Genomic DNA, 23,471 nt, shown 5'->3' with positions numbered 1-23,471 from the left:
CGGGCTCCCTCAGACCTCGTACGGCTGGACGACGATGAAATTGCCGGGCGCGCCGCGGAACTGGAGGTTCACGCTCTCGCCGGTGTCTCCGGGGTACGCGTTCCGGCGCATCCGCACCTGGCTGGAGACGACCACCTGGGAGGCCGCGGACCATGCGACGACAGCGTTGCAGTCGGCGAACGTCGTCGGCGTCACGGGCAGCACCACGGGAGCGCCGTGCGTCTTCACGACGATCGTGCCGGTGCCCTGGAACTGCATCGTGAACAGCGCGCCACCGGGGATGCCGTGCCCCTCGATGCGGCGTACTTCGTACTGGAGGGCCTCGTCGAAGGCGAGGACGTTCTCCGCGGAGACGCAGATCGCGTCGCCCTGGAGCTCGATGGGGTGCAGCATCGTGGAGTTCTCGGCGAGGAACACCTGGCCCTGGCCGGTACAGCGCATCAGCTGCATCTCCTGGCCGGTCGCGTTGCCCACGATCCGGCCGGCGAACCCGGCGCCCTTGTAGCTGAAGTCGACCTTGCCCTGGTAGAGCACCATGCTGCCCTGGCGGGCGAGCACCGGCTGGCCGCCGACACCGAGGTCGACCCGGACGAGTTTCTTGTTCTGCTGCGTCCACCGCTGGCCGGTGGGCGTCTCCTTGAAGGCGCCGAGTGCCGCCGCCACACCGGCACCGCCCTGCGGGGCGCCCTGGGGCACACCGTACGGGGAGGGGGCCCCGGGCTGGCCGGGCACCTGACCGTAGCCGGGGGGCGCGGTCGGGGGCTGCTGACCGTAACCAGGAGGCGCGGAGGGCGGCTGCTGCCCATAGCCGGGAGGCATCGGGGCCGTCTGGCCGGGGGGCTGCTGGCCGTAGCCCGGGGGCGGGCCGGGCTGCCCCGGCGGCTGTGCGTACGGCGCGGGGCCGGGCGGGTGCACAGTGCCGCCCGGCGGGGGGCTCAGGGGCGCAATGATGGTCGGCGCGGCGTGCACCGGAGGCGCGCTGGGCGTCGGTGCGGGGGGCGGCGTGGCTCCCGGCGGCGGGGCGAAACCCGCGGCGGGCTGCGGCCCGGGGGCCGGAACCGGGGCGGGAGCGGCCGGGGCGCCGAACGCGGGAGGCGCGGTGGCCTGGGCCGGCGGGGCGAAGGACGGAGCGGCCCCGCTCTGCGGCTGCGGCGCGGCGGGCTCCTCCTCGGCTACCTCGCCGCCGAAGTTCTTCAGCAGCGCGTCGAGGCCGCCGTCGAACCCCTGGCCGACCGCGGCGAAGCGCCAGACGTCCTTCAAATAGAAGTCGCCCAGCATCACGGCACGCTCCGTGGAGAACTCCGCGCCGCTGAACGAGTACCGGGCCACCTCCTCGCCGCCCGCGACGATTCGGAGGTATCCGGGGGCGATCTGCGACATCTGTCCGGAGCCGTCGATGGTCGCCGTGAAGGACAGCTTCTGGATCTGCGCCGGGATCCTGTCGAGGGTGACACGGAAGGACTCGGTGTCGCCCGACTGGGCACCCAGAAGCTGGATCGACTCCTCGGGGGACTTCGGCTGGTTGAAGAAGACGAAGTACCGGTCGTCCGAGAGCCGTTCGTCGGCGTCCAGACCGAAACAACTGATGTCGAAGGTCAGTCCGGGGCCGGTGATCTGCACACCTACGTACAGATCGGTGCCCGCGGTGAGGTCACTGATCCTGGCCTTGTGGCCGCGTTGGAATTCCCTGGCCATGCGTAACGACCGTCCCCCATCCCGAATACGAGTGCGTCGCGTCAGGCTAACGGCAAACTCCGGGAGTGGACGAAGCCGGTACAGACCCGGTACACAATCGCCCCTCGGGACGCGGGTGAACCGCCCCTACTCCTCGCGCGCGGCCGGCGAATGGGGCAACCGGTCGGCGGCGACCACACCTTCGAGATATCCGCGGGCACGCTCGGTGCGCGGATAGGCCTCCAGGAGCTGCCAGAAACGCGGCCCGTGTCCTGGTACGAGCAGATGGGCGAGCTCGTGGAGGAGGACGTAGTCGACGACGTACTCGGGCATGCCCTGGAGCCGGTGCGACAGGCGGATGCTGCCCTCCGACGGGGTGCACGAGCCCCAGCGGGTGTTCTGATTGGTGACCCAGCGCACCGACTTGGCACGGGCCCGGCCGTCGAAGTACTGCTCCGACAGGCGCTCGGCACGCTCGGCGAGCTCGGTGTCCCCGAGGAGCCGCTTGCTCTCCTGGGCGGCCAGCTTGTCGAGCATGACGGTCACCCAGCGCTGTTCCTCCGCCTCGGACATACGGGCGGGGATGAGCACGACGGTGCGATCGCCCTCGCGGTACGCGGAGACCGTTCTGCGCCGTCGCGTGCTCCTTCGGACCTCGATCGCGCTCGCCACCGAGCCGCTCGGCGGCGGGCTCGTCGTGCTGCGCTGTGGTTTTCCGGCGCGGTGCAGTGGGTCGGCGGGCACGCCACGACGTTACCCGCTGCACATGGGGGAAGTCCCGCCCCCGGGACGGTTCGATGCTGATCCGCACCCCGAGCGCTTGATTTGTACGACTGACGCCGCCGCCTGTGGACAACTTTCGGCACGGGTCGTCACGGACGGGCATGCTGGCACTCGGTCGGCGGCGTGAGAGGCACACCGCCGGCGGCACACGAGGACGCTCTACGGGCTACGGGGGTAGGTCATGCATCCGATCGTGAAGCCCGCGCTGCGGCGCGGCTGGCGGGATCTCGACACCGTGCAGTTCGGGATGGCACCGGCGCACGCGATGGTGCTGGGCCCGATGGACACGGCGACGGCCGGCTTCCTCGATCTGCTGGACGGGACACGCGGTCTGCCACTCCTGCGTGAGCAGGGACGCGGCATCGGACTGCCCGAGGACCGTGTGGACGAGCTGGTGGACCGGCTGGCCCGGTCCGGCCTGCTGGACGACGCGACCGGCGGCGGTCCGGCCGCGGACGCCCTGCGCGAGAAGAGGGACGTCCTGGACCGGCTGCGGCCGGACCTCGCTTCCCTGTCCCTCGTCTCACCGGATCCGGGCGACGCCATCAGGCGCCTCGCCACCCGTCGCTCCCTGCGGGTGCAGGTGCGGGGGGCCGGACGCGTGGGAGTGGTCCTCGCCTCTCTTCTCGCGGGCGCGGGCGTGGGCGAGGTCGAGGTGCGCGACGTCGGGTGCGTCGAGCCGTGGGACGTGGCGCCCGGCGGGCTGCCCGCCGACTCCGTCGGCGAGCGCCGCGAGGACGCCGCACGCCGCGCCACGCGCCGAGCCGCACCCGACCGCCCGCCCCGGATGTCCGCCAAGCGGAAACAGAAGGAGAGAGGAAGAGCGAGGGGTGCGGAGCCACAGCGGGCCCCCGCGCTGGCCCTGGTCGTCCTCGCTCCGCGGGACGGCGTCGCCGTCCACGCCCCCGATCCCGCCGCGGCGGAGCCACTGATCGCCTCGGGAACACCCCATCTATATGCGGGTGTCGTCGAAGGCACCGGGGTCGTCGGCCCCTTGGTGCTGCCCGGCGAGACAGCGTGCGCCGGCTGTCTCGACCAGGGGCGAGCGGACCGGGATCCGACCTGGCCCCGCATGGTCGCGCAGTGGCGCTCGGGGCAGTCGCAGCGGGTGCCCGCCTGCGACCTGGCCCTGGCGGCCGGTGTCGCCGGACTGGCCGCGGGGCACGTACTCGCCTTCCTGGACGGGGAGTTGCCCTCCAGTGCGGGGGCGCGCTGGGAGGCGTCGATCCCCGGATTCGACTGGCACGCGAGGCCGGTCTGGGGGCATGCTGCATGCCCCTGCGGCGCCGGCGCGAAAGCCAAGGGGGAGCGCCCCTCGGAGGACGCAGGGCCGCACGAGACAATGGCGGGGCAACAGCCGTACGCGGCACGGCCGTCTGGGACTTGGAGGGCGCATGTCTGATCTTCCCCGGAAGGCGGTCACCCGTACCGCCAAACTCGCCGCGCTACCGCTCGGCTTCGCCGGGCGGGCCACCTGGGGCCTCGGGAAACGGATCGGCGGGAAGTCGGCGGAGATCGTGGGCCGCGAGCTCCAGCAGCGCACGGCGGAGCAGTTGTTCCGTGTGCTCGGCGAGCTGAAGGGCGGCGCGATGAAGTTCGGGCAGGCGCTGTCCGTCTTCGAGTCGGCGCTCCCCGAGGAGGTCGCCGGGCCCTACCGCGCTGCACTGACCAAACTCCAGGAGGCGGCGCCTCCCATGCCGACCCGCACCGTGCACTCCGTGCTTGAGGAGCGGCTCGGCGAGGACTGGTCCGAGTTGTTCCTGGAGTTCGAGGACAAGCCGTCCGCGGCAGCCTCGATCGGCCAGGTGCACCGGGCCGTGTGGCACGACGGACGCGAGGTCGCGGTCAAGGTCCAGTACCCCGGAGCGGGCGAGGCCCTCCTGTCCGATCTGACACAACTGAGCCGATTCGCCCGGCTTCTGGGTCCGCTGATCCCCGGCATGGACATCAAACCGCTCATCGCGGAGCTGCGCGACCGGGTCTCCGAGGAGCTCGACTACGCCCTGGAGGCGCAGGCCCAGACGGCTCACGCGGAGGAGTTCGCGGACGACCCGGACGTTCTCGTGCCGGCCGTGGTCCACCAGTGCGACCAGATCCTGGTGACCGAGTGGATCGACGGAACACCCCTGTCGGAGGTGATCGCCGACGGCAGTCAGGAGCAGCGGGACCGCGCCGGACAGTTGCTGGCACGCTTCCTCTTCTCGGGGCCCGCGCGCACCGGTCTGCTGCACGCCGACCCGCACCCGGGCAATTTCCGTCTCCTCCCGGACGAGGAGAGCGGCTGGCGGCTGGGCGTGCTGGACTTCGGCACGGTGGACCGGCTTCCCGGCGGGCTGCCCCTGCCCATCGGCCACTCCCTGCGCATGACCCTGGACGGCGAGGCCGAGTCGGTCTACGGACTGCTCTGCGAGGAAGGCTTCGTCAAGGAGTCCATAGACCTCGACCCCGACGCGGTCCTGGACTATCTGCTGCCGATCATCGAGCCGGCCCAGGCCGACGAGTTCACCTTCACCCGAGGCTGGATGCGCAGTCAGGCCGCCCGCATCGCCGACCCGCGTTCCCCCGCCTACCAACTGGGCAAGCAGCTCAACCTGCCTCCGTCCTACCTGCTGATACACCGGGTGACGCTCAGCACCATCGGTGTCCTGTGCCAGTTGGGTGCGACGGTCCGTCTGCGCGACGAACTGGAGGAGTGGCTGCCGGGATTCCTGACCGACGAGGAGATCGCGGAGGATCTGGTGGAGGACATGGTGGACGAGGAGGTGTCGGCGGCGGAGGCATGAGCCCGCGAGATGCCCGCCGAGCGGCGAGGCGTCGACGAGCAAGGCCTGAGTCCGGCCACTACCACCAGGCCGAGTCGAGCCGGCCCTCGATGGCCCTGAGGTTGCTGCGGGCGCAGTTGTCGCAGAAGTAGTGGCGGGCGCCGTTCTCCACGGAACAGGTCCATGTCGGCTGAGGACCGTCGGCCGAGGTCCCGCAGCGTGCGCACACGATGCGCTCGTCCTCGCCGCCGTCGGACCGCGGTGCGGAGTCGGTGCTGTCACTGTCCCCGGGAAGACTCGTCACTCGGTGACGATATCCCCGCGACCGGTGCGCGGCCCGGCACAACGCACCGCGGGGGCCGGTCCCTTCGGACCGACCCCCGCGAGGAGTTGCTGACTGCGACTGCTTCGGCTTACTGCATGACCGCCATGGCCAGCGCGCGCCGGGCTCGCATCGAAGCGCGCTCGGCCCGACGCTGCATCCGGCGGGCGGTCGCCAGGCGCACGGCCCTGCGTTCCTGCTCGGCCTCGTGCAGTCGCTCGTGCATATGCGCACGAGCCAAGGCTTCTGGGATGAGTTGCATCTCTCGGGTCCTGTTCTGACGCGAGTCGTTCGCGCCGGTGGTGGTGAAGTCTGGGATGGCGGAGCCGGCGGGCTCGCTGGTGGACGGCTTCATCGGGGCCTGCTTCTTGGGGTCGTGCGTCAGGGGGCGATCAATGGTTCCGCGGATGTTCATGCCGCGACCGGGTTCTTGCGCGGGCGGCCACGCGGCCGCTTGCGGGCCACGACGACACCCTGGACGAAGAGCTCGCCACCCCAGACGCCCCAGGGCTCACGCCGCTCCTTGGCGCCGGCGAGGCAGGCCTCCATCAGCGGGCAGGTGCGGCAGAGGGACTTGGCGTACTCGACGTCGGCCGGCGACTCGGCGAAGAAGACCTCCGGGTCGTAGGAGCGGCACGGGACGGGTACGCCGAGGTTCTCGATGGCGTCGTCGAGCGCGGTGAGCGCGGTGAGCGGGATCAAGGTGGAGTCCTCCGTGAGGCCGGGCGGGGGGATCGTTTCGGAAGGCGGTACGGACGGGGCGTGCGCTTCGAGTTGCACGGTTCGTCTTCCTCGTCTGGTCGTGCCGGCCTGTTGGCCGGTTGGCGGCTGGTACCGGGTTCTTTTCTTGTCCCGAGGCCCCTTCGCTCTGCTGTCCCTGGTCGGGGACAAACAGAAGGGCCGCGGATCCCGGGTGGGGTTCCGCGGCCCTGAAGGCGCCGGCCTGATCGGGGATCAGGCTGGATCACTCCAGGGTTCAGGCCCACGGAAGGCCCACATCGTGTGGTGCTGCGTCGTCTGCTTCAGGGCTCCGGCACCGGCCGCCGCAAAGGCATAGGCCTGCGCCTCTGCCACTACTGCCGCTTCCAGTGCCTGGGTCGGTCGCTCATTGCGCTCACGGACGGGAAGGCCCGCGAGAGACAGGGAGGACATCGGCCGGGCGGCACGGATGCCGGACAGACCGGTGCCCAGGTTCGAGACGCCGAGCGCGCACGTGGAGACGACCGAGCGATCGGTCATTTTGACGGTGCTGATGGAGCTGGCGTTGATGCTGATCACTGGAATCGCCTCCTCTCGGCGTCTTGGGGGACCAGGGTGAGCCGGTCCGACGGTTATTAAGTACAGCACGGAAGCGGGGCCTTGGAGAAGGCCGCCGTTTCCGTGCTTAGAACCTATGGGGATTGCTGGGGCATGCGCAAACTATTTTTTCGACGAGTTTGCATCAGTCACCCTCGTCTTCCCCCTCGGGCTCCTGACCTGCACAGATGGCCAGAACGTCGGCTCCGAAGCGGTTGAGCTTGCGTACTCCGACGCCGGGGATCCGGGCGAGCTCTCCCTCGTCCTCGGGCACGGTCTCGGCGATCGCCATGAGCGTCTTGTCGGTGAAGACGCAGAACGCGGGCTGTCCGCTGCGCTCCGCCTGCACGGCACGCCACTCGCGCAACCGCTCGTAGAGGCCCTCGTCCATGTCGGAGGGGCAGTCCTCGCAGCGCATCAGCTTCATCTCACCGGCGTCGGTGAGGGTGCGGCCGCAGACCCGGCAGCGAGCCGGAGTCCGGCCGGTACGCCGCACGGCCGGGCCGCCACTGCTCCCGACACCGCGCTCGACACCTCCCGCGCCGCCGAACCCGGTGCGGCCCGCGGTTCTGACGGAGCCGGGGCGCAGGCCGTCCAGAAATCGGCTGGGGCGCCGGCTGGCGCGTCCGCCGGGCGAGCGGGACAACGCCCAGGAGACGAAGAGGTGCTCTCTGGCGCGGGTGACACCCACGTAGAGGAGGCGGCGCTCCTCCTCGATCTGTTCGTCGGTCTTTGCGTAGGTGATCGGCATCATGCCCTCGGCCACACCGACCAGAAAGACGACGTCCCACTCCAGTCCCTTGGCGGAGTGGAGGGAGGCGAGGGTGACACCCTGCACGGTCGGTGCGTGCTGCGCGCTCGCCCGCTCGTCGAGCTCGGCGACGAGGTCACCGAGCGTGGCGGCGGGCTTGGCCGCGGCGAAGTCCTGCGCGAGGTTCACCAGGGCGGCGAGCGACTCCCAGCGCTCCCTGACCGCGCCGGAACCGGCGGGCGGCCGGCTGGTCCAGCCCTCGCCCGACAACACGGCACGGACCTGCGAGGGCAGGTCGACAGTGTCGTCGAGCAGTGCGTCGTTGCCGCCGAACCGGGCCGCGGCGCGCAGCGCGGCACCCGCTTTGCGCACCTCGGGACGGTCGAAGAACCGCTCGGCACCACGCAGCTGATAGGGCACACCGGCGTCGGCGAGGGCCTGCTCGTAGATCTCCGACTGGGAGTTCGTACGGAAGAGGATGGCGATCTCGCCCGCGGGGACGCCGGAGGCGACGAGGTCACGGATGCGGCGCGCGGCTCCTTCGGCCTCGGCGGGCTCGTCCGTGTACTCCGCGTACACGGGCTCGGGGCCGGGGGCGCGCTGCGAGATCAGTTCGAGGCGGTGTTCGGCGGCCCGGCCACGGGCCTGGGCGAGCAGGCCGTTGGCCAGATGGACGACCTGGGGCGAGGAGCGGTAGTCGCGGACGAGCTTGACGACGGTGGCCGAGGGGTGGCGGGTGCGGAAGTCGAGAAGATGGTCGGGAGTTGCACCGGTGAACGAATAGATCGTCTGGCTGGCGTCGCCGACCACGCAGAGGCTGTCGCGCTCACCGAGCCACAGTTCGAGCAGGCGCTGCTGGAGCGGGCTGACGTCCTGGTACTCGTCGACCACGAAGTGCTGGTACTGGGAGCGCACCTGCTCGGCGATGTCGTGCCGGTCCTGAAGGATGGCGACCGTCAGCAGCAGGACGTCCTCGAAGTCGATGACCGCGCGGTCCCGCTTGAGGTCCTCGTACGCCGCGTAGAGCTGGGCGATCTCGGCCGGGTCGCGAGGGGCCTCGCGTCCGGCCTTGGCGGCGGCTGCCGCGTAGTCGGCGGGGATGGTCTGGGTGACCTTGGACCATTCGATCTCACCGGAGACGTCCCGCAGCTCGCCCCGGTCGAGGCGGATGCGGCAGGCGGCCGCCGCGTCCGCGACGAGCTGGATCTTGCGGTCGACGAGCCGGGGCAGGCCGCCGCCGACCGCCTTCGGCCAGAAGTACTGGAGCTGGCGCAGGGCGGCGGAGTGGAAGGTGCGGGCCTGGACTCCCCCGGCGCCGAGCTGGCGCAGCCGGCCGCGCATCTCGCCGGCGGCGCGGTTGGTGAAGGTGACGGCCAGCACGCTGGAGGGGTGGAGTATCCCCGCCCGGACTCCGTAGGCGATGCGGTGGGTGATCGCCCGCGTCTTGCCGGTGCCCGCCCCCGCCAGCACGCACACCGGACCGTGCAGCGCGGTGGCGACCTCGCGCTGCTCCGGGTCGAGCCCGTCGAGCACCGCGTCGGCCGTGTCCGGAACCTGCGGGAAGAGGGTGGAGTGCGTTGCTGCTGTCACCCCGCCATGCTGCCAGGTCGCCGGAGGCGGATGAGCCGGTTGTCCACAGGGAGGCGTCCGCAGTCGTACTAATGCGACAGGCGTCACGCGCCTGATCCGACGGGAGGGCCGGATCAGGAGCGACGTATCGCATACCCCCGGTGGGAATGCCGGGCAGGTCACTTGCGTTCCACTGGCAGCTACGACGCACCCCCCGAGCCGTGAAGGAGCGCAAACGACATGCAGGGCACTGTGACGATGTACAGCACCACGTGGTGCGGTTACTGCCGTCGGCTGAAGAGCCAGATGGACCGCGAGGGCATCGCGTACACGGAGATCAACATCGAGCAGGACCCGCAGTCCGCGGCGTTCGTGGAGAAGGCGAACGGCGGAAACCAGACGGTTCCCACCGTTCTCTTCCCGGACGGTTCGACGCTCACGAACCCTTCGCTGGCGCAGGTCAAGCAGAAGATCGGCGTCTGAGCCGGATCAAGCGACCGCCCGCGTGGGCAGGGGCTTGCCGTACCAGAGTTCGATGAGGCGGGCCGCGATCGAGATTCCGTAGGGAGGCAGCACCTCCCCGGACTCGAAAGCGGCCCGCAGCTCGTCCCGGGAGAACCAGCGGGCTTCGTGGATCTCCTCGCCGTCGACGTCGATCTCCGACGAGGTGGCACGGGCCATGAAGCCGAGCATGAGGCTGGAGGGGAAGGGCCAGGGCTGGCTGGCGACGTACTCGACCTCGCCGACCGTGACGCCGACCTCCTCGAAGACCTCGCGGCGCACGGAATGCTCGATGGACTCACCGGGCTCGACGAAGCCGGCGAGCGTGGAGAAGCGTCCCTCGGGCCAGTGCACCTGGCGGCCGAGCAGGATGCGGTCGGTGTCGTCCGTCACCGCCATGATCACGGCCGGGTCGGTGCGGGGGTAGTGCTCGGCCCCGCAGGCGGGGCAGCGGCGGATGTGCCCGGCGGCGGCGATGACCGTGCGTTCCCCGCAGCGCGAGCAGAACCGGTGCAGTCGCTGCCAGTTCTCCAGGGCGACCGCGTGCACCATGAGGCCCGAGTCGCGCGGCGAGAGCAGGAGTCCGGCCTCGCGCAGTCCCGCCGGTCGCGCGGACTGGTCGATGCGGCCCGGCAGTGTGTCCTTCTGGAGTGCGAAGTAGCTCACACCGTCGTCGTCCGTGCCGAGGAAGTAGCGGTGTGCCTCGGTGAGCGGGGCTTCGAAGGCGGGCGTCATCACCAGTTCGGTGGTGCCGTCCGCGGTCTCGTCGATGAGTACCTGACCGCCCGAGACCACGAAGACACGGGTCTTGGGGTGGCTCCAGGCCGCCGCGAGCCAGGCCTCGTCGAGGCGGTGGTGGGCGGCGCGGTCGATGCCGCTCGGGGCGGTGAGCGAGATGGGACGGTCGGCGGTGCTGTCGGTCCAGGTGGTCACGGGTGCTTCCAACTCCCCCGGTGTAACGGTTGTTTCGGCGGGCGGTTCAGCAGGACGGATGTGCGGGACGCCCTCCAGGGCGCGGATCGGCTCCTTCAGTGTGCCTCGCGCCAGTTCTCGGCCAGATCGCCCCACAGGTGGGCTGTGGTCTCGACGCCCTTCATGAGGAGATCGAGTTCGACCTTCTCGTTCGGGGCGTGCCAGCCGTCGGACGGGACGGAGATCCCGAGGAAGAGCACGGGGGCCCCGAGGACTTCCTGAAGGTCGGCCGCGGGCCCGGAGCCACCCTCTCGCGTGAAGCGGATCGGCTGCTCGAAGGCGCGGCCCATGGCGCGTGCGACGGACTGGAGCGCCGGGTGGTCCAGGGGCGTGAGGCACGGGCGCGTGGCCGCGCCGAAGGTGATCTCGTACCGGATGCCGGCGGGCAGCTGCCCGGAGGCCCAGGCGCGTACCGCCTTCTCGATGTGGTCCGGGTCCTGCCCCGCGACCAGCCGGAAGGAGAGCTTGACCATGGCCGAGGACGGGATGATCGTCTTGCTGCCGGGACCCTGGTAGCCGCCGCCGATGCCGTTGACCTCCGCGGTCGGCCGGGCCCAGATGCGCTCCAGGGTGGTGTGGCCGGCCTCCCCGTGGGTGGCCGTCGACCTGGCCGTGCGCAGCCACGTCTCCTCGTCGAAGGGCAGCTCGGCGAAGAGCTCGCGCTCGCGGTCGGTGAGTGGGGTGATGCCGTCGTAGAAGCCGGGCACGGCCACGCGCGCGTGCTCGTCGTGCAGGGCGGCGACGAGCCGGGCGGCGGCGGTCGCGGGGTTGGGCACGGCGCCGCCGAAGGAGCCGGAGTGGATGTCCTGGTCGGGGCCGTGCAGCTCGATCTCGCACTCGGCGAGACCGCGCATGCCGGTGCACACCGTGGGGGTGTCCTCGGACCACATGCCGGTGTCGGAGACGATCACCGCGTCGGCGGCGAGCCGGTCCGCGTGCGCCTCTACGAGGTCGCGGAAGTGCGGGGAGCCGGACTCCTCCTCGCCCTCGATCAGGAGCTTGAGGTGCACGGCCGGGGTGGTGCGCCCGGTGGCGGCGAGGTGGGCGCGGACACCGAGTGTGTGGAAGAACACTTGGCCCTTGTCGTCGGCGGCCCCGCGCGCGTGGAGGCGGTTCCCCCGGATCACCGGCTCGAAGGGCTCGCTGTCCCAGCCGTCCTCGCGGGCGGCGGGCTGCACGTCGTGGTGGCCGTAGACGAGGACGGTGGGTGCCTCGGGGTCGTCGGAGGGCCACTCGGCGAAGACGGCCGGGGCGCCGGCGGTCGGCCAGACCTCCGCGGTGGTGAAACCGGTCTCCTGGAGCTTGGCGGCAAGCCAGTCGGCGCTGCGTGCCACGTCCGCGGCATGGTCGGGCTGGGCCGACACGGAGGGGATGCGCAGCCATTCCGCGAGGTCGTCGAGGAAGGCGGCTCGGTGGGTCTGGATGTACGCACGGACGGTGCTGACGGCGTTGTCAACGGGCTTGCTCATGCTCACGAGCCTATCCGCCCTCGGAGGCGTGTCCGCCCGGCGGTTCCACGGGCGTCCCGTCCCCGGGGCCCCGCTCTCCCCCCGGCGTCCCGTCCCGGGAGCCCGTCGGGTCCTCGACGATCAGCCGCTCCAGCGCGGCACGGTCCGCCAGTTCGGGGCGGACGACCTCGCCGCTGCGGACGTACAGGAAGGCGGCCGTGACGGATTCCGGGGGCACGCCCTGCTGCTCGGCCCAGGCGAGGCGGTAGAGCGCGAGCTGGAGCGGGTCGGCCGTGCGGGCCCGGCTGGTCTTCCAGTCGACGATCTCGTACGTCGCCGCCCGGCCGTCGCCCTCCTTGTAGACGGCGTCGATGCGGCCGCGCACGACGCGTCCGGCGATGGCGAGCTGGAACGGCGCCTCGACGCGGTACGGGGTGCGCTGGGCGTACGGAGTGCGTTCGAAGGCTTCCTTGAGGGCTTCCAGGTCACGTTCGTCGGCGATCTCGGCGTCGGTGCCGGGCAGCTCCTCGGGCTCGAGCATCGGCAGCCGCAGCTCCTCGAAACGGGACTCCACCCAGGCGTGGAAGCGTGTGCCCCGGCGCGCCGCGGGCTGCGGGGGGCGTGGCATGGGACGTGCCAGCTCCTGCGCGAAGCCGTCCGGGTCGGCGGCCAGCCGCAGCAGCTGCGACGCGGTGAGCGAAGCCGGCAGGGGGACGTCGGTGACCGTCGCGCGGGCACGCAGCAGTTCCCCGGCCAGCGCGTCCAGGTCGCGGTCCCAGGAGGCGAGGGTGCGGGCCTCCTCGGGGGTGAGCTGCCCAGGGCCCTCGGGATACCGACGGCTTCCCGGGCCGGGCGCCTGCCGGGGAACGACCGGCCGTCCAGCCGGGCGGTCCGCCGTCCACGATTCCCGGTCGGCCTGATCGTCCTCGAACGGATCGGCGCCGGAGTGCTGGTCGCCGCCGGCGAACCGATCTCCGTCGGAGTGCTGATCGCCGGCGGCGAGCCGATCGCCGTCCGGCACCGGAGCGTGGTCCAGGAACGGATCGTCGTCGGAGAAGGGATCTCCGTCGGCGAAGTCGCCCTCTTCATAAGGCGGCTCGTCGAGCGGCCTTGAGGGCTCGTCGGGCGGTCCGTAGAGGGATTCGTCGTCGTCCGGCGGAGGCGGCCAGTCGGGGTCGTCGTAGGAGACCGGGTCGTGTGCCGCCCGCGGCCCTGTCTGCCAGGTCCCGGGGCCGGCCTGCTCGTGCGACGCGACCCGCTCCAGGTGGGCGAGTACGGTCTCCGCGGCGGCGCGACGGCGGGCGAGTGCCGCGTCGTCGAGCGGGAGCGGCCACGCGTGGTCGGCGGCCGCCTCGTGGAGGGCGGGATTCTCCTCGTCCTCGGCCGGCTCGTCGGCCCAGGCCTCGATCTCGCCGTGTCCGGCCGCGCAGTGCTCGTACAGAGCGTGCAGGAAGTCCGAGGGGCCCCGCGGCCGCTTCTGGGAGGGGCCCCACCAGTGGCCGGAGCCGAGCAGGAGGGAGCGGGGGCGGGTGAAGGTGACGTAGCCGAGGCGGAGTTCCTCGGTGTGCTGGTGGTCCTTCATGGCCTCGTGGAAGCCCTTGAGGCCCTTGGCGTCCCAGGCCTCGACGTCGGGCAGTGTGTCGGCGTCACCGCGCAGCTCGTGCGGCAGGACCTTGCCCTGGGCGGTCCACTTCTCCCGACCCTGGCTGCTGGGGAAGGTCCCGGTGACGAGGCCGGGAACCGCGACGACGTCCCACTCCAGGCCCTTGGACTTGTGCGCGGTCAGCACCTTGACGGTGTTCTCGCCGCCCGGGAGGGCGTTGTCGAGGCCCTTCTCGTACTGCGCGGCGGTGCGCAGGAAGCCGAGGAAGGCCAGCAGCGTCGCCTCGCCGTCGCCCGCGGCGAAGGACGCGGCGATGTCCAGGAAGTTCGACAGGGTCTCGCGGCGGCGGGCGGCGAGGGCGTGCGGGGAGGCCGAGAGCTCGACCTCCAGGCCCGTGACGGCGAGCACCCGGTGCAGGACGTCCATCAGCGGGTCGGCGAGCGAGCGGCGCAGGTCGCGCAGTTCCGCCGCGAGCCGCGCGAAGCGGACGCGCGCGTCCGGCGAGAACGGCAGCCCGTCGTCGTCCCCCTCGGCCTCGATGGGCAGCTCCAGGAACGTGTCGAGGGCGTCCGCGAGCGATATCACCTCGGACGGGTCGACGCCTTCGACGGCCGCGGCGAGCCGGCGCTCCGGGTCGTCGTCGGCTCCCGCGCGCGCGTGGGACACCAGCAGCCGGGCGCGTCGGCCCAGGAGAGCGAGGTCGCGGGGGCCGATGCGCCAGCGCGGACCGGTGAGCAGCCGTACCAAGGAGGCGTTGGCTCCGGGGTCTTGGAGCACCTCGCAGACGGCGACGAGGTCGGCGACCTCGGGCAGGTGCAGCAGGCCGGAGAGGCCCACTACTTCGACGGGGATGTCGCGGGCGACGAGGGCGCCCTGGATCTCGGCGAAGTCCCCGGCCGTACGGCACAGGACCGCGATCTCGCCGGGCGCCTTGCCGGTGCGTACGAGATGGGCGAGGGAGTCGGCGAGCCAGTCGATCTCCTCGGCGTGGGTGCGCAGCAGTGCGCAGCGGACCAGGCCGTCGCGCTCGGCTCCGGGGGCGGGGCGCAGCGCCTCCACGCCCGCGTGCATGGCGCGCAGGGGCTCCGCCAGGCCGTTGGCGAGGTCGAGGAGGCGGCCACCGCTGCGGCGGTTCTCGCTGAGCGCCTGACGGGTGGCGGGGCGGCCGTCGCGGTGGGCGAAGTGGTCGGGGAAGTCGTCGAGGTTGGCGACGGAGGCGCCGCGCCAGCCGTAGATCGCCTGGCAGGGGTCGCCGACCGCGGTGACCGGGTGTCCGGTGCCGCCGCCGAACAGTCCGGCGAGCAGGACGCGCTGGGCCACCGACGTGTCCTGGTACTCGTCCAGCAGGACGACGCGGAACTCGTCGCGCAGGATCTCCCCCACCTCGGGGCGGGTGCGGGCGAGGGTGGCCGACAGGGCGATCTGGTCGCCGAAGTCGAGGAGGTCGCGCTCGCGTTTGGCCGCGCGGTAGCGCCCGACCAGTTCGGCGAGTTCACGCCGGGCGGCCGCCGCCTCGGGGACCTTGCGCAGGTCGGCGTTGGTGAGTTTGGCGCCGGCGAGCTCGCGCAGCAGCCCGGCGTCGTACGCGCGCAGGTCCTCGGGGCGTACGAGGTGTTCGGCGAGCTCGGAGTCGAGGGTGAGGAGGTCGCCGACCAGATCGGCGAACGAGCGGGTCAGTGCCGGGAACGGCCCCGGTGCCTCGCGCAGCACGCGCGCGGCGAGCTGGTAGCGCGTGGCGTCGGCCAGCAGCCGGGAGGTGGGTTCGAGTCCGATGCGCAGGCCGTGGTCGGTCAGCAGGCGGCCGGCGAAGGCGTGGTACGTGGAGATGACCGGCTCGCCCGGCGGGTTGTCCGGGTCGATGACGTCGGGGTCGGTGACGCCCGCCTTGACCAGTGCCTTGCGGACGCGCTCGGCGAGTTCGCCGGCGGCCTTGTTGGTGAAGGTCAGGCCGAGGACCTGCTCGGGGGCGACCTGGCCGGTGCCGACCAGCCACACCACACGCGCGGCCATCACCGTGGTCTTGCCCGAGCCGGCTCCGGCCACGATCACCTGCGGGGCGGGCGGTGCGGTGATGCAGGCCGTCTGCTCCGGGGTGAACGGGATCCCGAGGAGCTCTTTGAGCTGCTCGGGATCGGTGATACGGGCGGACACGTCAGAGAGGCTAGCGGCGCCCACTGACAGCGGGGGCCACATCGGCCGTCGGGGCGGAAGAACCGCAGGTCAGCACGTGTGGTGCCGTACGTCACTCGCTGACGCGGCGCTGGGGCCGCGGGTCACCCGACGACGCGGTCCCAGGGCGGCGGCCCACTCGCTGACGCGGCGGCCCCAGGCCCGCGGCTCACTCGACGACGTGCCGTCCCTCCGGCCGGGCGCTGCAGGACGCCCGGAAGGCGCAGTGCGTGCAGTGCTGTCCGGCGGTCGGCGAGAACCGTTCGTCGAGGACCTTCCCGGCGGCGGTGGCCAGCAGGTCGCCGACCCACTCGCCCTCCAGCGGCTCCTGGGCCTGCACCTTGGGAAGCGTCTCCCCGCCGTTCTTCTTGGCGGCGCCCTGGCGCAGCTGGACCAGTTCGGCACCGCCCGGCTCGGGACGCACACCGTCGAAGACGTCGTCGACGGCGCCCTCCCGGACGGCGAGCTGGTAGACGGCGAGCTGCGGGTGGTGGGCGACCTCGGCGGCGGTCGGCGCCTGCTTGCCGGTCTTGAAGTCGACCACGTAGGCGCGGCCCTCGGTGTCCGCCTCGACGCGGTCCATGGAGCCGCGGATGCGCACTTCGTAGGAGCCCGCGTCGAGCGTGACGTCGAAGTCGTGCTCGCTGGCCACCGGAGTACGGCCGGTGCGGTCCATGACGTGCCACTCCAGGAAGCGTTCGAGCGCCACGCGCGCGTGCTCCTTCTCCTGGGCGGACTTCCAGGGCGCGTCGAAGGCGAGCGCGTTCCACACGGAGTCGAGGCGCTCCATGAGGACGGCGAGGTCGGCGGGGGTGTGCCCGGAGGCGACCTCGTCGGCGAGGACGTGCACCACGTTGCCGAAGCCCTGGGCGGCGGTGGCGGGTGCGTCGGCCTTCACCTCGCGGCCCAGGAACCATTGGAGGGCACAGGTGTTGGCGAGCTGGTCGAGGGCGCTGCCGGACAGCACGACGGGCTGGTCACGGTCGCGCAGCGGCACCTTGCTCTCGGTCGGCTCGTACATGCCCCACCAGCGGTAGGGGTGCGCCGACGGGACCAGCGGGCGCCCGTCCTCGTCCGCGAGCGCGGCGAGCCGGGCGAGGCGCTGGGCCGCGGCCTGCCTGAGGGTGTCCGAGACGCGCGGGTCGACGGTCGTGGCGCGCAGTTCGGCGACGAGCGCGGCGACGGACAGGGGACGGCGCGGGCGGCCGGTCACGTCCTTCGGCTCCACGCCCAGTTCGGTCAGGAACCGGGAGGGCTGGTCGCCGTCGTCGGCGGGGGCCTTCACGGCGGTGACGACGAGGCGTTCACGCGCGCGCGTGGCGGCCACGTAGAACAGTCGCCGCTCCTCGGAGAGCAGGGCGCCGGGGGTGAGGGGCTCGGCGAGCCCGTCACGGCCGATGCGGTCCGCCTCCAGCAGCGAGCCACGGCGGCGCAGGTCGGGCCAGAGACCCTCCTGGACCCCGGCCACGACGACCAGGCGCCATTCCAGGCCCTTGGAGCGGTGTGCGGTCATCAGGCGCACGGCGTCGGGGCGCACGGCCCTGCGGGTGAGGGTGTCGGCGGCGATGTCCTCGGCCTCGATCTCCTCCAGGAAGTTGAGGGCGCCCCGGCCGCCGGTGCGCTCCTCGGCGCGCGCCGCGGTCGCGAAGAGCGCGCAGACGGCGTCCAGGTCACGGTCGGCGTTGCGCCCGGCCGCCCCGCCGCGGCGGGCGGCCCGCTCCAGGCGCTGCGGCCACGGCGTGCCTTCCCACAGGTCCCAGAGCGCCTCCTCGGCGGTCCCGCCGCCGGCGAGGCGCTCGCGTGCCTTGCGCAGCAGGGCGCCCAGCCGCTGTGCCCCGCGGGCATACGCGGGGTCGTGCGCGACGAGCCGCTCCGGCTCGGCGAGCGCGCGGGCGAGCAGTTCGTCGGACGGCGGCGGTACGAGATTCCCGGCGGCGCGCTCCTCCTCGCGCAGCGCGCGGCCCAGGCGGCGCAGATCGGCGGCGTCCATGCTCGCCAGGGGGGAGGCGAGCAGGGCGAGCGCGGTCTCGGTGTCGAGCCAGGACGACGCGGTCGCCGTCATGTCGCCGGTGCCTGCGTCTCCGGCTTCCGCGTCACCGCTGACTGCGTCCCCGGCTTCCGCGTCACCGCTGTCTGCGTCCCCGGCCTCCGCGTCACCGCTGTCCGCGTCTCCGGCCTCCGCGTCACCGCTGTCCGCGTCTCCGGCCTCCGCGCCACCGCTGTCCGTGTCCCCGGCCTCCGCGCCACCGGCAGTCGCGTCACCCCCCGCGTCGCCGACCTCCGCGCCACCGGCAGCCGCGTCACCCGCCGCGTCGCCGGCTTCGGCACCATCAGCGCCCGCGTGACCGCTGTCGACGTCAAAGGCCTCCGCACCATCGGCACCGGCGCCCCCATCGGCCCCGGTGATCTCGGCGTCCGAGGGCTCGCCCGCCGCCGGGCCGGCGTCCTCCGGGCCGGCGTCCTCCGCGCGGGCCACCGCCCGCAAGGCCGCGAGCAGGGGTGCGACGGCCGGTTCGTGCCGCAGCGGCAGGTCGTCGCCGTCGATGTCGAGGGGGACCCCCGCCGCCGTGAGGGCCCGCCGGATCGTCGGGATCGTGCGGGCACCCGCGCGCACCAGGACGGCCATCTCGCCCCAGGGGACGCCGTCCTCCAGGTGGGCGCGGCGCAGCAGGTCCGCGATGTTGTCGAGTTCCGTACCCGGCGTCGGGTACGTGTGGACCTCCACGCGGCCCCCGTCCCGGACCGGCGACAGTTCGCGGTGGGCGCGCACCTTCTCCGCCGGCAGGCGGGTCAACGGCATGCGCTGGGTGAGCAGGCGGGTGGCGGACAGCAGGGCCGCGCCGGAGCGGCGGGACGTCCGCAGCACCTCGACCGGTGCCGGACGGCCGTCGGCGCTCGGGAAGGCGTCGGGGAAGTCCAGGATGCCGTTGACGTCGGCGCCGCGGAACGCGTAGATCGACTGGTCGGGGTCACCGAACGCGACGAGGGTGCGTCCGCCGCCCGCGAGGGCGTGCAGCAGCCGTACCTGCGCGGGATCGGTGTCCTGGTACTCGTCCACGTAGACCGCGTCGTACCGCGCGGCGAGCTGCCGGGCGACCTCGGGGCGCCGGGCGAGGAGCACCGCGCGGTGGACCAGTTCCGCGTAGTCGAGCACCCCTTGCATGTCGAGTACGTCGAGGTACTCGGCGAGGAAGGCCGCCGCCGCGCCCCAGTCGGGACGGCCGATGCGGCGCGCGAAGGCGTCCAGGGCGTCGGGGCCGAGGCCCAGTTCACGGCTGCGGGCGAGGACGGCGCGGACCTCGTCGGCGAAGCCGCGCGTGGTGAGGCAGGCGCGCAGTTCGTCGGGCCAGCGCACATGCGCGAGGCCGAGCCGCTCCAGGTCGGGCTGCCCGGCGAGCAGCTCACGCACGGCCACGTCCTGTTCAGGGCCGGACAGCAGCCTGAGCGGCTCCGCGAACAGGTCGCTGTCCTGCTGCGCGCGGACGAGGGCGTAACAGAAGGAGTGGAAGGTGGTGGCCTGGGGTGCACGGGCGGCCCCTATGCGCAGCGCCATGCGGTCGCGCAGCTCGACGGCGGCCTTTCTGCTGAACGTCAGCACGAGCACCCGCTCCGGGTCGCCGTGGCGGGCGATCCGGGCGGCCACGGACTCGACGAGCGTGGTCGTCTTGCCGGTGCCCGGACCTGCGAGGACGAGCAGCGGACCGCTCCTGTGGTCAACCACCGCGCGCTGCCCCGCGTCAAGACGAGGGGGGTCCACCCGGGCCGGCGGGGTACGCACCAGCCGGTACGCGCCGCGGGCCCCCTGACGCACCGGGGGGTGCGTCAGGCGCCTGGTGGAGGAAGAGGAGCTCACGTGGTTCGCCGGTCCTGGTGGTTGTGCGGTTCGTCACTGCCGGCGCGGGGCGCCGGCATCGGGGGACGGTGGTCGGGAGACGGACGGGAGGACCGCCGCGCGTGGGGCGCGGTGGCCGCGGGGTGAGGAAGGTGCGCGCCGAAGACGCTACGCCGGTGGGCTTCGCGGAAGCAGGGCTTCCCCTTCTTCCCTCACATCACCCGCGCCGCTCACGCCCCCCGCACCACGAACGTACGGCATGTCACGGATGTGCCTCGTTTCCCTCGTACGGGCCACAGGCGCCCCGTCCGCCCCTCGGATGGCGGAAGCTGTCAGGTGTGACCTTCCGCGTGCTCGCCGCCGTCCCATCGCGCTCGTCTCATGTCGACGCGCGGCACATGTCCCTCGGAGGACCGGCCCGCCTCCCTCAGCGGCGTGCCCTCCTCGCGGTAGCGCGCGAGCGCCTCCAGCTCGTGGCCGGGCAGCAGCACGCCGTCGGCGCGTATGACACGCCACCACGGAACCGCTCCTCCGTAGAGGGCCATCACGCGGCCCACCTGGCGCGGCCCGCCCTCCTCCAGCCATTCCGCGACGTCGCCGTACGTCATCACACGTCCGGGCGGGATCGACTCGGCGACGTCGAGGACCCGCTCCGCATACTCCGGCAGCGCGTCCGCCGGAAGGCTCTCCTCGCTCATCCGTCCCATCCTGCCCCACCCCACCGACAGTGCGACGCGGCGACCACTGTGCGTACCGCTCGCCCCGGCCGCCGTGCTTCGGGCAGACTGTGCGCCCCCGTATTGCACCCTGATGCCCCCGTGTGTCGGTCGGGCATGCCACCATCGTCCGGGCGGTGACCGGTGATACGAGATCAAGAAGAGACCATGAGGCAGCAGAGCGTGCACCCCGAAGACGCAGAGGGCACCTCCGAGGCCTCGTCACGCCCGGACACCGGCGGCGCCGAGGGGAACGACGCGGGCAAGAAGAACCACGGATCCGTCCCCACGGCCGCCGACGAGACCGCCGCTGAAGCACGCGAGAGCGCGGAAACGCCGGCCGAGGCGGGCACGGACGACGGTCACACGGACGAGGTCGAGGGCGACGAGCCCCTGCTCCCCGCGCGCGTGCACCGTCCGTCCGACCTGATGCGGCTTCTGGTCGGGGTCCTCGCGATCGTCGTGCTGCTCGCCATCGCCGCGTTCGCGCACGGCACCACCTCGGGGCTCGAACAGGACATCAACAAGGGCACCGGCCAGGCGCCCGACCTGCTCATCAAGATCGCGGGTCTGGCGTCGAGCATCGCGATCCTCCTGGTGCCGGTCGCCTTCGCGATCGAGCGGCTGATCAAACGGGACGGATTGCGCATCGCCGACGGCGTGCTCGCCGCGGTCCTCGCGCACGGGGTGACTCTCGCCACCGACCTGTGGGTGGCGAAGGCGGCGCCGGACTCCATCCAGGAAGCCCTCACCCAGCCGTCCCCCGGTGACATCCACGCCCTCACCGACCCGGTGCACGGCTATCTCGCACCCGTCATCGCGTACATGACGGCCGTCGGCATGTCCCGCAGACCGCGCTGGCGCGCGGTGCTCTGGGTGGTGCTCCTCCTGGACGCCTTCTCCATGCTGGTCACCGGCTACACGACGCCGTTCTCGATCATCCTGACGGTGCTCATCGGCTGGACCGTCGCCTACGGGACGCTGTACGCGGTCGGCTCACCGAACGTGCGGCCCACCGGTCGGACGCTCATGGCGGGCCTGCGACACGTCGGCTTCCACCCGGTGAGCGCGGCCCGCGAGGAAGCTCCGGACGCCACGGAGAACGGCGACCGCGGCAGGCGCTACTTCGTCACCCTGGAGGACGGCCGGCCCCTGGACGTCACGGTCGTCGACCGTGAGCAGCAGGCACAGGGGTTCTTCTACCGCGTGTGGCGACGCCTGACACTGCGCGGCATCACCACCCGCCGCAGCCTGCAGTCACTGCGCCAGGCACTGGAGCAGGAGGCGCTCCTCGCGTACGCGGCCATCGCCGCCGGCGCCAACGCGCCCAAGCTGATCGCGACCTCCGAGCTGGGCCCGGACGCCGTGATGCTCGTCTACGAGCACACCGGCGGGCGCACCCTCGACGCGGTTCCCGACGAACTCATCACCGACGACCTGCTGCGCGACACCTGGCACCAGGTACAGGCCCTCCAGTCCCGCCGCATCGCGCACCGCAGGCTCGCGGGCGACGCGATTCTGGTGGATCGTTCCGGCACGGTGATCCTCACCGATCTGCGCGGCGGCGAGATCGCGGCCGGCGACCTGCTGCTGCGCATGGACATCGCCCAGCTGGTCACCACGCTCGGACTGCGGGTGGGCGCCGAGCGCGCGGTGGCGTCGGCGGTCGGCGTGCTCGGCCCGGACGCGGTCGCGGACTGTCTGCCGATGCTCCAGCCGATCGCCCTGACACGCTCCACGCGCGCGACGCTGCGCAAGCTCGCCCGGGAGCGTGCGCACCGGGAGCGCGAGGCCGTCCTCGAGGCCTCCCGGCAGGACAAGCTCGCCCGCGCGGAGGAGGCCCGGCAGAACACCACATCCGTGCAGGAGAAGCCCGGCAAGAAGGCGGTGCGGGCGGAGCAGCGCGCCGAGAAGCGGGCGATGGACGAAGCCCTGGACGAGGCGCGCGAGGAGGACCTGCTCACCCAGATCCGCCACCAGGTGCTGCTGATCAGGCCGCAGGCACCGGTCGAACCCGCCCGCCTGGAACGGGTCAGACCGCGCACGCTGATCAGTTTCATCGCCGGAGCGATCGGCGCGTACTTCCTGCTGACGCAGCTGACCCACATCGAGTTCGGGACCCTCTTCGACAACGCCGAGTGGGGCTGGGTCGCCGCGGCGGTGCTGTTCTCGGCGCTCAGTTACGTCGCGGCGGCGATGAGCCTGCTGGGCTTCGTGCCCGAGCGGGTGCCGTTCGCGCGGACCGTGGCGGCGCAGGTCGCGGGCTCGTTCGTGAAGATCGTGGCGCCCGCCGCGGTCGGCGGTGTGGCGCTCAACACGCGCTTCCTCCAGCGCGCCGGGGTGCGGCCCGGTCTCGCGGTGGCGAGCGTCGGCGCCTCCCAGTTGTTCGGCCTCGGCTGCCACATCCTGATGCTGCTCTCCTTCGGCTATCTGACCGGCACCGAGAAGACACCGTCCCTGTCGCCGTCCCGCACGGTCATCGCGGGCCTGCTGACGGTGGCGGTACTGGTCCTGGTGGTGACGTCGGTCCCGTTCCTGCGCAAGTTCGTCGTCACGCGCGTGCGGTCGCTGTTCGCCGGCGTGGTGCCGCGCATGCTCGACGTGCTCCAGAGGCCGCAGAAGCTGGTCACCGGTATCGGCGGCATGCTGCTGCTGACCGCCTGCTTCGTGATGTGCCTGGACGCGTCGATCCGGGCGTTCGGCCACGAGGAGTCGACCACGCTGAGCCTCGCCAGCGTCGCCGTCGTCTTCCTCGCGGGCAACGCGCTGGGATCCGCGGCGCCGACCCCTGGCGGCGTGGGCGCCGTCGAGGCCACCCTCACGGTCGGCCTGATCGCCGTCGGGCTCCCCAAGGAGGTCGCGGCACCCGCGGTCCTGCTGTACCGGCTGCTGACGCTGTGGCTGCCCGTGCTGCCGGGTTGGCTGTTCTTCAACCACTTGACGCGCAAGGGCGCGCTCTAGCCGGAAGGCGCGGGCGCACCGTCGCGCGCATCGCGCCGCGCATTGCCTGCCGGGCGCGCCGCCTCGCGCGCCGCCGCCCACGCTGTCGCGCGCACCGCCCTGGGTACTGCCT

The 23,471-nt window shown here is 72.4% G+C and carries 16 protein-coding genes; 4 read left to right on the top strand and 12 right to left on the bottom strand.

Annotated elements, in window-relative coordinates; all coding sequences use genetic code 11:
- Window positions 1-9: 9 nt before the first annotated feature.
- Both ACSYGO_RS30180 and ACSYGO_RS30175 read right to left on the bottom strand, forming a co-directional pair.
- Window positions 10-1,695, bottom strand: a complete 1,686-nt coding sequence (locus ACSYGO_RS30180) for a TerD family protein (protein ID WP_460388346.1) — start codon at window positions 1,693-1,695, stop codon at window positions 10-12.
- A 126-nt stretch (window positions 1,696-1,821) separates the two neighbouring features.
- On the bottom strand, window positions 1,822-2,418 hold the full coding sequence (locus ACSYGO_RS30175) for a M48 metallopeptidase family protein (RefSeq protein ID WP_426679777.1): 597 nt from the start codon (window positions 2,416-2,418) through the stop codon (window positions 1,822-1,824).
- Window positions 2,419-2,638: 220 nt separating this feature from the next.
- Here ACSYGO_RS30175 and ACSYGO_RS30170 point away from each other — a divergent pair, with 220 nt between their 5' ends.
- Together ACSYGO_RS30170 and ACSYGO_RS30165 are read left to right on the top strand one after the other, a co-directional pair.
- Window positions 2,639-3,859 (top strand): ThiF family adenylyltransferase, encoded by a 1,221-nt coding sequence (locus tag ACSYGO_RS30170; RefSeq protein WP_432174204.1) that lies wholly within the window; start codon window positions 2,639-2,641, stop codon window positions 3,857-3,859.
- Window positions 3,852-5,240 (top strand): ABC1 kinase family protein, encoded by a 1,389-nt coding sequence (locus tag ACSYGO_RS30165; RefSeq protein ID WP_426679779.1) that lies wholly within the window; start codon window positions 3,852-3,854, stop codon window positions 5,238-5,240. Before ACSYGO_RS30170 ends, ACSYGO_RS30165 begins: the two co-directional genes overlap by 8 nt.
- A gap of 58 nt (window positions 5,241-5,298) precedes the next feature.
- On the opposite strand, the gene ACSYGO_RS30160 is transcribed toward ACSYGO_RS30165, so the two are convergent.
- The 5 genes from ACSYGO_RS30160 to ACSYGO_RS30140 all read right to left on the bottom strand — a co-directional run bounded on the left by ACSYGO_RS30160 (window position 5,299) and on the right by ACSYGO_RS30140 (window position 9,265).
- A complete protein-coding gene (locus ACSYGO_RS30160; protein WP_426679780.1) occupies window positions 5,299-5,523 on the bottom strand; it encodes a hypothetical protein in 225 nt (74 codons plus the stop codon).
- A gap of 109 nt (window positions 5,524-5,632) precedes the next feature.
- Window positions 5,633-5,956: a hypothetical protein gene (locus tag ACSYGO_RS30155; RefSeq protein WP_095936511.1), complete on the bottom strand. Its 324-nt coding sequence runs from the start codon at window positions 5,954-5,956 to the stop codon at window positions 5,633-5,635.
- On the bottom strand, window positions 5,953-6,321 hold the full coding sequence (locus ACSYGO_RS30150; RefSeq protein WP_028802016.1) for a WhiB family transcriptional regulator: 369 nt from the start codon (window positions 6,319-6,321) through the stop codon (window positions 5,953-5,955). The genes ACSYGO_RS30155 and ACSYGO_RS30150 overlap by 4 nt, the downstream gene beginning before the upstream one ends.
- A gap of 174 nt (window positions 6,322-6,495) precedes the next feature.
- Window positions 6,496-6,819, bottom strand: a complete 324-nt coding sequence (locus tag ACSYGO_RS30145; RefSeq protein WP_426679781.1) for a hypothetical protein — start codon at window positions 6,817-6,819, stop codon at window positions 6,496-6,498.
- 163 nt (window positions 6,820-6,982) lie between these two features.
- A complete protein-coding gene (locus ACSYGO_RS30140; RefSeq protein ID WP_460388342.1) occupies window positions 6,983-9,265 on the bottom strand; it encodes an ATP-dependent DNA helicase UvrD2 in 2,283 nt (760 codons plus the stop codon).
- Between the two features lie 132 nt (window positions 9,266-9,397).
- On the opposite strand from ACSYGO_RS30140, the gene ACSYGO_RS30135 reads away from it, so the two are divergent.
- Entirely contained in the window at window positions 9,398-9,640 is a 243-nt protein-coding gene (locus ACSYGO_RS30135; RefSeq protein ID WP_095936509.1) for a mycoredoxin, read from the top strand.
- Between the two features lie 6 nt (window positions 9,641-9,646).
- On the opposite strand, the gene nudC is transcribed toward ACSYGO_RS30135, so the two are convergent.
- The 5 genes from nudC to ACSYGO_RS30110 form a co-directional block, all read right to left on the bottom strand.
- Entirely contained in the window at window positions 9,647-10,603 is a 957-nt protein-coding gene (nudC, locus tag ACSYGO_RS30130; protein ID WP_432174203.1) for an NAD(+) diphosphatase, read from the bottom strand.
- 83 nt (window positions 10,604-10,686) lie between these two features.
- On the bottom strand, window positions 10,687-12,099 hold the full coding sequence (locus tag ACSYGO_RS30125) for a dipeptidase (protein ID WP_432174202.1): 1,413 nt from the start codon (window positions 12,097-12,099) through the stop codon (window positions 10,687-10,689).
- A gap of 10 nt (window positions 12,100-12,109) precedes the next feature.
- A complete protein-coding gene (locus ACSYGO_RS30120; RefSeq protein WP_460388340.1) occupies window positions 12,110-15,832 on the bottom strand; it encodes a UvrD-helicase domain-containing protein in 3,723 nt (1,240 codons plus the stop codon).
- 187 nt (window positions 15,833-16,019) lie between these two features.
- Complete coding sequence (locus ACSYGO_RS30115; protein ID WP_460388338.1) at window positions 16,020-19,703, bottom strand: ATP-dependent helicase; 3,684 nt, start codon at window positions 19,701-19,703, stop codon at window positions 16,020-16,022.
- A gap of 311 nt (window positions 19,704-20,014) precedes the next feature.
- Window positions 20,015-20,380, bottom strand: coding sequence for an MGMT family protein (locus ACSYGO_RS30110; protein WP_257004945.1), 366 nt, complete (start codon window positions 20,378-20,380; stop codon window positions 20,015-20,017).
- 186 nt (window positions 20,381-20,566) lie between these two features.
- Between ACSYGO_RS30110 and ACSYGO_RS30105 the strand changes: the two genes are divergently transcribed.
- Complete coding sequence (locus ACSYGO_RS30105) at window positions 20,567-23,359, top strand: lysylphosphatidylglycerol synthase domain-containing protein (protein ID WP_426679787.1); 2,793 nt, start codon at window positions 20,567-20,569, stop codon at window positions 23,357-23,359.
- Window positions 23,360-23,471 lie beyond the last annotated feature (112 nt).

The sequence above is a fragment of the Streptomyces krungchingensis genome, assembly GCF_054729265.1.
The sequence above is the reverse complement of the archived record's forward strand: the minus strand, read 5'-3'. Positions and strand labels throughout refer to the sequence as shown.

Excerpts from the sequence above, each read along its gene's own strand:
- ACSYGO_RS30180 (WP_460388346.1), bottom strand. The coding sequence starts at position 1,695 with ATGGCCAGGGAATTCCAACGCGGCCACAAGGCCAGGATCAGTGACCTC.
- ACSYGO_RS30170 (WP_432174204.1), top strand. The coding sequence starts at position 2,639 with ATGCATCCGATCGTGAAGCCCGCGCTGCGGCGCGGCTGGCGGGATCTC.
- ACSYGO_RS30125 (WP_432174202.1), bottom strand. The coding sequence starts at position 12,099 with ATGAGCAAGCCCGTTGACAACGCCGTCAGCACCGTCCGTGCGTACATC.
- ACSYGO_RS30165 (WP_426679779.1), top strand. The coding sequence starts at position 3,852 with ATGTCTGATCTTCCCCGGAAGGCGGTCACCCGTACCGCCAAACTCGCC.
- ACSYGO_RS30110 (WP_257004945.1), bottom strand. The coding sequence starts at position 20,380 with ATGAGCGAGGAGAGCCTTCCGGCGGACGCGCTGCCGGAGTATGCGGAG.
- ACSYGO_RS30135 (WP_095936509.1), top strand. The coding sequence starts at position 9,398 with ATGCAGGGCACTGTGACGATGTACAGCACCACGTGGTGCGGTTACTGC.
- ACSYGO_RS30155 (WP_095936511.1), bottom strand. The coding sequence starts at position 5,956 with ATGAACATCCGCGGAACCATTGATCGCCCCCTGACGCACGACCCCAAG.
- ACSYGO_RS30105 (WP_426679787.1), top strand. The coding sequence starts at position 20,567 with ATGAGGCAGCAGAGCGTGCACCCCGAAGACGCAGAGGGCACCTCCGAG.